The sequence below is a fragment of the Curtobacterium sp. MCBA15_013 genome (assembly GCF_001865095.1).
GTDB lineage: Bacteria > Actinomycetota > Actinomycetes > Actinomycetales > Microbacteriaceae > Curtobacterium.
Genome location: NZ_MJGQ01000003.1, coordinates 11,685 through 18,392 on the forward strand (window position 1 = coordinate 11,685; position 6,708 = coordinate 18,392).

Sequence of the window (6,708 nt, forward strand, 5' to 3'; positions counted from 1 at the left end):
CCGTCGCGGGCAGCATCGCCGATGTGGATGTCACGGCTGTCGTACACCCGCTCGTACAGCGCCACGGCGTCGTCGAGGGAGGACCCCCGGCGATCGACGTGGATCGGCGCGACATCGTGGACCACGTCCGACCAGTGTCGCGCATGTCGTCCCCGATCGGTCACATCGCGACGCAGTTCGCGCACCCGACCACGGACGCGACTGCGTTCGGCGGCTGTTCCGTACGGGCTGCCAGACGCGGCCGAGGACGGTGAGGACAGCGGCGGATCCGTCGCTCGGACGGAGGACCACATGTACTTCCACGCACAGACCTGGATCAACGAGATCGCCGACGGCGAACCGGACCCCGCGGCCGCCAACGCCCTGCAGGAGGGACTCGGCGGGCAGTTCGGCGAGATGCGCACGATGATGCAGTACCTGTTCCAGGCGATGAACTTCCGGGGTCCGGCCGCGAAGCCGTTCCGCGACCTCATCCAGGGCGTCGGGACCGAGGAGATCAGCCACGTCGAGCTCATCGGCACGACGATCTCGCGGCTGCTCGACGGTGCTCCCGAGTACTCCGGCAAGCTCACCGACCCGCTCGACACCCCCGGGGCGAAGGGGGCGACCCCGCTGCACATCGCGCTCGACACGGGCAACATCCACCACTACCTCGTCGGTGCCCAGGGAGCCCTGCCGGTCGACGCGGCCGGGAACCCGTGGAGCGGCAGCTACGTGTACAACTCCGGCAACCTGCCGCTCGACCTGCTGTACAACCTCATGCTCGAGTCGACCGGCCGCCTGCAGAAGTGCCGGATCTACGAGATGACCGACAACCCCACCGCTCGCAGCACCATCGCGTACCTGATCGTGCGCGACCAGGCGCACGAGAACGCCTACGCGAAGGCGCTCGAGGCCCTCGGCGTCGACTGGGGGAAGCTCCTGCCGATCCCGAAGACCAACGCCGAGGCGTTCCCCGAGGTCAAGGCGCTCGTCGACCTGGGGCTGCAGAGCAAGCAGTACAGCTTCGACCTCGACGGTGCGTCCGAGGCCGCGAAGATCTTCCGCGGCGCCTCCCCGTCGAACGACGGCACCGACCTCGACGCGTCCGAGCAGGCACCCGCCGGGGTGCCGTCGTTCATCGCGCCGGAGCGGCTCGAGGAGTTCGCGCCGGGGCTCGACGCCGATCTGCTCGCGCTCATCCAGCAGACCGCGGAGCTCGAACTCGACCAGGCCGAGACGCCGGTGTACGGCCCCGTCGCCTGACCGGTCTCAGTCGAGGCAGAACTCGTTGCCCTCGACGTCCTGCATGACGATGCACGACTCGTTGACCTCGTCGGCGAGCATGCGGCGGAACTGCGTGGCGCCGAGGGCGACGAGCCGGTCGCTCTCGGCGTCGAGGGCGGCGAGCCGTTCGGCGCCGACGAGCCCGCTGCCGACCCGGACGTCGAGGTGGACGCGGTTCTTCACGACCTTGCCCTCCGGCACGCGCTGGAAGAACAACCGTGGGCCGACTCCGGTCGGGTCCACGCAGGCGAACGCCGACCCGCGGTGCTCCGGGGGCAGCGCCCGGTCGAAGGCGTCCCACGAGTCGAACCCCTCCGGTGGTGGCGGCACCACGTAGCCGAGGACCTCGCACCAGAAGCGCGCCACCCGCTCGGGGTCCGCGCAGTCGAACGTCACCTGCACCTGCCGCACCGTCGCCGTCATGGCGCCACTGTACGTCGTGGGCGCCACCACGCGCCGGGCCGCCACCGCCGTCGGGAGGCGCGCCGCGCCTCCCGGGTCAGAGGGTGGAACCCTCGAGCCGCACCCGGTCGCCGCGGTACCGGTCGAAGACGGTCTGGACCGGCACGCCGTCGAGGTCGTGGTACGTGACCTCGCGCACGATGAGCGGCGCGCCGACCTCGGTACCGAGCATCTTCGCCGTGTGGGCGTCGGCCGCCTCGCTGCCGATGGTGACGAGCACCTCGCCGCGCGACGCGTCGAAGAAGTCGCGGAGCACCGTCGTCATGTTGATCGGCCCGGACAGGGTCTCGGGGGAGTGCGTGTAGCGCACCGAGAAGTAGGCGGCGCGGAGTCCGATCACGTCGTCGTCGGTGACGAGCAGGTTCTCGATCATCCGGACGTGGTCCTCGTCGATGCGGAGCCGTTCGCGCACGAGCGGGAAGCTCGGCACGATGCGGTCCTCGAAGCGCTCGACGTAGACGTGCTCGCTGTCGGCGTCGATGTCGGTGAGGGGCACGACGACCCCGCGGTGCGTGACCTTCGTCCCGACGCGCGGCCGGCGCTCGAGGAACCCGGTGTCCCGGAGCTGCGCGAGCGCGGCGCGGACGGACCCGCGGCTGGTGTCGAACAGCGTGACGAGGTCCTCTTCGGCGAGGGGAGCGTCGGGTGCGATGTGCCCCTCGCGGATCGAGGCGGTGATGAGGTCGCGGACCCGTCTCGCCGAGATCTGTCGGCCGCGTGAGGACCCGCCCTTCGCGCGCGGGTGGTCGGACAGCGTGTCGCTCATCGTGACTCCGATCGTCGCAGGATCTCACCGCCACGATGCGGCTCGGGTGCAGTGAGTATACGACGCTCGTCGCGCAGGGCAACGGATTCCTCCGAACCGCGCAAACGGCGTGAACGGTCGGACGAAGTCGCTCTCACCTGGGCTTTCCTTTCGCCGCTGGTCGCTTAATGATCCGGTTACACCCGGAGCGGTCGTCGGAAACGAACGATCGCGAGCATTGCTGACCACCACCCGATGCGACGGAAGGCCGGCACATGACCGTGAGAGAGCCCGACATCGTCGACGATGCGACCCGTGCGGAGGCCGAGCGTCTCGCCGCCCTCGACACCTCGTTGACGACGAGGCGACGAAGCGTCCGGGAGCGCCTCTGGTTCCTGCGCCCGGCCGGACTGACCGTCGCCAACGTCCTGGTGTTCGTCCTCGTCTCGTTCTTCCTCGTGCAGCTCATCCCCGGTGACCCGGTCGTGTCGGCCACCGGCGGACGCCTGTCCGGCGCCGAGCTCGAGCAGGCGCGGGAGTCCTACGGGCTGACCGGCTCGTGGATCCAGCAGCTCGGCACCTACCTGACGCAGCTCGCCCACCTCGACTTCGGCACGTCGATCGCCACCGGCCGACCGGTCGCGCAGGACCTCGCGACCCGGGTCCCGGCGACGCTCGAGCTCGTGTTCTGGGGGCTGCTCCTCGCCTCGGCGGTGTCGCTCGTGACCGCGCACTTCATCGTCACCCACCGCCGCAACCGCTTCGCGAAGCTGCTCACCGCCTACGCCCGGTCGGCGGGCGCGCTGCCCGAGTACGTCATCGGCATCGCGTTCCTCTTCGTCTTCTACGCCGAGCTGCACTGGGCCCCGGCGCCGAGCGGCCGCCTCGACCCGCTGCTCATCGCGCCGCCCACCGTGACGAACTTCCCGATGGTGGACGCGCTCATCGCCGGGGACCCGGCAGCCCTCGCGTCGTACGCGCAGCACCTCGCGCTGCCCGTCGTCGTGATGGTCGTCGCGCACTCCCCGCTGCTCATCAAGATGCTCATCGTCAACCTGGACCAGGCGATCGACGACCCCGCCACCCGGTTCCGTGTGGCGTCCGGAGCGTCCCGCCGGACGGTCCTCGCGAGCATCTACCGCCGGGCGCTCCCCTCGGCGGTCGCCACGCTCGGCATGCTGTTCGGCCTGTTCCTCGGCGGCGCGGTGGTCCTCGAGTCGCTCTTCGGTCTCGGCGGACTCGGGCAGTACGCCGTGGACGCGGTGAACGCCTCCGACGTCTTCGCGCTGCGGTCGTTCCTCCTCGTCACCGCGGCGATGTGCCTCGTCATCTACCTCGTCACGGACATCGTCACGATGCTCCTCGACTCGAGGCGGCGCGCCGGCGTCGCCGGGAAGGACGCCTGATGGCGCTCGACACCCCCACCGCGCTGCCCGAGCCGACGACCACCGGAGCGGGGAGCACCCGCTCGACGCAGGACGGTCGCGTCGGTCGACCGGCCGGGCGCACCGGCTTCGTCCTGCGGCTCGTCCCCTTCGCCGTGCTCGTCGTGCTCGCGGTCGTCGGGCCGTACCTGATGAACCACCCGGCCACGTCGGTGGTCGGCGGGCAGTCGGAGGCCCCGTCGGGGGAGTTCTGGTTCGGCACGGACGCGAACGGCCTCGACGTCTACTCCCGGGTGATGACCGCGTTCCGCCTCGACATCGTGATCGCGATCTGCATCACGGTCATCGCCACCGTCGTCGCCATCGTGATCGGGCTGGTCTCGGGCATGTACCAGGGCGACCGCACCGTGCTCGGGTTCGCGGCCCGACTGCTGGGGCGCGCCGTCGACCTCGTGCAGTCGATCCCGGTGATGATCGCCGGACTCGTGATCGTGTCGTTCTTCGGACGCAACGCCGTGGTGATCACGCTCGCCCTCGCGATCGTCCTCATCCCGTTCCAGGCGCGGCTGATGCGCACCGAGGTCCTCCGCACGCGGTCGGACGGCTACGTCGACGCCGCCCGGATGTCCGGCGAGTCCGAACTGCGCCTGCTCCTCCGGCACGTGCTGCCGAACTCCGCCCGGACGACGATCGAGAACACCTCGACGATCTTCGGGATGGCGATCATCTTCTGCGCCGCCCTCGGCTTCCTCGGCGTCGGCATCCCGACACCGACCGCGGAGTGGGGCACCATGCTCGCCGCCGGTGCCCCGGACGCCGCGGTGGGGCGGTGGTGGCCGGTGCTCTTCCCTGCTGCCGCCCTCGGCCTCTCCGTCTGGTCCGCCTCGGTCCTGGTCGCGGCCTTCGTCGGCCGGTCGCGGGTCTGACGGCGACCACCCGCCCCACGCGCCCCCTCCTCCCCACCCACACCGTCCCTCCCGTCCCATCCCCTTCCCCAGGAGACCCCTGCCCATGCTGAACATGAAACGCACCATCGCCGCCGCCGCGATCGCGGTCGTCGGCGCCCTCGGTCTCGCGGCCTGCAGCGCCGGCGGGAACGCCGCCTCCAGCGCCTTCGTCATCGTCACCGCGGCCCAGCCGCAGAGCTTCTCGTACGAGACCAGCGCCACCGGGTACGAGGCCGCCGAGTTCTTCAAGAACACCGGAGCCTCGCTCATCCGCAACGAGTACGTCGACGGCACCGGCGGTCAGGCCGAGCACGAGGACTACAACACGTTCGCCCCGGTCCTCGCGAAGAGCTACGACGTCTCGGACGACGGCCTCACCTACACGTTCCACCTCGACACGGACGCGAAGTCGACGGCGGGCAACGCACTCACCGCCGACGACGTGATCTGGAGCATCCAGCGCAAGTTCGCCGTCGAGACGAGCATCGTGCCGTTCATCAGCGCCCCGTTCATCACGAAGCCGGACCAGTTCGCGAAGGTCGACGACGAGACCGTCACCCTCACGCTCGACAAGGCGAGCTACGGCTACACGGCGCTGTCCCTGCTCGCGAACGTCGGCTACAACATCTACGACGCGAAGGTCCTCAAGGAGCACACCACGTCGAGCGACCCGTGGGCCGTGAAGTGGTCGGGCACGCACCCGAACTTCGGCTTCGGGGCCTACAAGGTGGACACCTACACGCCCGGTGAGCAGACGATCTACACCGCGAACGCCGGGTACGCCGAAGGCAAGCCGTCGATCGCCCGGATCGTCCAGCGCGTGGTCGCGGACGCCGGCCAGCGCGCCAACCTGGTGAAGTCCGGCGACGCGCAGATCGCGGCCCAGCTCCGTCCGGCCGACCAGGTCGAGCTCAAGGACGCCGACGCCGCGCAGGTGTTCGACGTGCCGACGAACGCGTACGTGTACATGCCCCTCCTCACCACGAAGGGCACGTTCGAGGACGTCGCCGTCCGCCGCGCACTCGCCGCGGCGATCCCCTACGACAAGATCAACGAGAACGTCTACCACGGTCGGGCCGACTCCATCTCGAGCATCCTCTCCGACGCCGACCCGGGCTTCGACGGCAGCGGGCTCACGGCCAACGAGACCGACCCGGCCGAGGCGAAGAAGATCCTGGCCGACGCCGGGTACACCGACCCGGTGCAGTTCACCCTCACCGTGAACAACTCCGTCCCGGACCTGCAGGAGACCGCCGTCCAGATCCAGACCGCGGTGAAGGACGCCGGCTTCGACATGACCATCGACACGGTCAACTCGTCGACCTTCCAGGCCGGACTCGCCGCGAAGACGTTCGAGGCGTCCCTCGGTCGCGACTACGCGGTCGTGCAGTCGCCGCCCTACGTCCTGTCGCTCTTCTACACGCCGGGCTCCGCCATCAACTGGCCGGACTTCGACAACGCCGAGCTCAACCAGGCCATCGCGGACGGCAACGCCGCGGGCGACCCGACCGGGGCCGAGGCGGGCAAGTACTGGAACGCCGCGCAGAAGGTCCTGCAGGACCAGATGCCGACGATCTACATCAACTACGTGCAGCCGCTCAACGCCTTCGCGAAGGACGTCGACGGGTACGTGTTCCGCTCCGACAACGTCATCGACTACTCGCAGCTGCAGCTCGCCTCGAGCTGAGCGACGACAGGGAGACACCATGAACGACCAGTCGGCCCCGGTCCTCCGGGTCACGGACCTCAACGTCACCTACGGCACGAACCACGCCGTCCGCCACGCCGACCTCGTGGTCCGGCGCGGGGAACGCGTCGCCGTCGTGGGTGAGTCGGGCTCCGGCAAGACGAGCCTCGCGGGCGCCATCGCCGGGTTCCTCGACGCCGGGACCGTCGAGGTCGA

The 6,708-nt window shown here is 69.9% G+C and carries 8 protein-coding genes; 5 read left to right on the forward strand and 3 right to left on the reverse strand.

From position 1 onward, the window contains the following. Positions 1-185 (reverse strand): hypothetical protein (locus BIV01_RS20060; RefSeq protein ID WP_217642526.1); only part of this gene is annotated, 185 nt, incomplete at its 3' end. Between the two features lie 106 nt (positions 186-291). On the opposite strand from BIV01_RS20060, the gene BIV01_RS01995 reads away from it, so the two are divergent. Then, positions 292-1,245, forward strand: a complete 954-nt coding sequence (locus tag BIV01_RS01995; RefSeq protein ID WP_071301772.1) for a manganese catalase family protein — start codon at positions 292-294, stop codon at positions 1,243-1,245. 6 nt (positions 1,246-1,251) lie between these two features. Here BIV01_RS01995 and BIV01_RS02000 read toward each other — a convergent pair whose 3' ends face one another. Together BIV01_RS02000 and BIV01_RS02005 are read right to left on the reverse strand one after the other, a co-directional pair. Next, entirely contained in the window at positions 1,252-1,689 is a 438-nt protein-coding gene (locus BIV01_RS02000) for a VOC family protein (RefSeq protein WP_071301773.1), read from the reverse strand. A 76-nt stretch (positions 1,690-1,765) separates the two neighbouring features. Then, positions 1,766-2,494, reverse strand: a complete 729-nt coding sequence (locus tag BIV01_RS02005; RefSeq protein ID WP_071295324.1) for a GntR family transcriptional regulator — start codon at positions 2,492-2,494, stop codon at positions 1,766-1,768. Positions 2,495-2,748: 254 nt separating this feature from the next. On the opposite strand from BIV01_RS02005, the gene BIV01_RS02010 reads away from it, so the two are divergent. The 4 genes from BIV01_RS02010 to BIV01_RS02025 form a co-directional block, all read left to right on the forward strand. Beyond that, a complete protein-coding gene (locus BIV01_RS02010; protein ID WP_083413713.1) occupies positions 2,749-3,879 on the forward strand; it encodes an ABC transporter permease in 1,131 nt (376 codons plus the stop codon). Beyond that, positions 3,879-4,784, forward strand: a complete 906-nt coding sequence (locus BIV01_RS02015) for an ABC transporter permease (RefSeq protein WP_083413714.1) — start codon at positions 3,879-3,881, stop codon at positions 4,782-4,784. Before BIV01_RS02010 ends, BIV01_RS02015 begins: the two co-directional genes overlap by 1 nt. Positions 4,785-4,878: 94 nt before the next feature. Then, entirely contained in the window at positions 4,879-6,492 is a 1,614-nt protein-coding gene (locus tag BIV01_RS02020) for an ABC transporter substrate-binding protein (RefSeq protein WP_217642527.1), read from the forward strand. Positions 6,493-6,511: 19 nt separating this feature from the next. Continuing rightward, the coding region (locus BIV01_RS02025; protein ID WP_139199172.1) for an ATP-binding cassette domain-containing protein at positions 6,512-6,708 on the forward strand (197 nt) is incomplete at its 3' end.

Coding starts and splice junctions, on each gene's coding strand:
- BIV01_RS01995 (WP_071301772.1), top strand. CDS start 292: ATGTACTTCCACGCACAGACCTGGATCAACGAGATCGCCGACGGCGAA.
- BIV01_RS02010 (WP_083413713.1), top strand. CDS start 2,749: ATGACCGTGAGAGAGCCCGACATCGTCGACGATGCGACCCGTGCGGAG.
- BIV01_RS02015 (WP_083413714.1), top strand. CDS start 3,879: ATGGCGCTCGACACCCCCACCGCGCTGCCCGAGCCGACGACCACCGGA.
- BIV01_RS02020 (WP_217642527.1), top strand. CDS start 4,879: ATGAAACGCACCATCGCCGCCGCCGCGATCGCGGTCGTCGGCGCCCTC.
- BIV01_RS02000 (WP_071301773.1), bottom strand. CDS start 1,689: ATGACGGCGACGGTGCGGCAGGTGCAGGTGACGTTCGACTGCGCGGAC.
- BIV01_RS02005 (WP_071295324.1), bottom strand. CDS start 2,494: ATGAGCGACACGCTGTCCGACCACCCGCGCGCGAAGGGCGGGTCCTCA.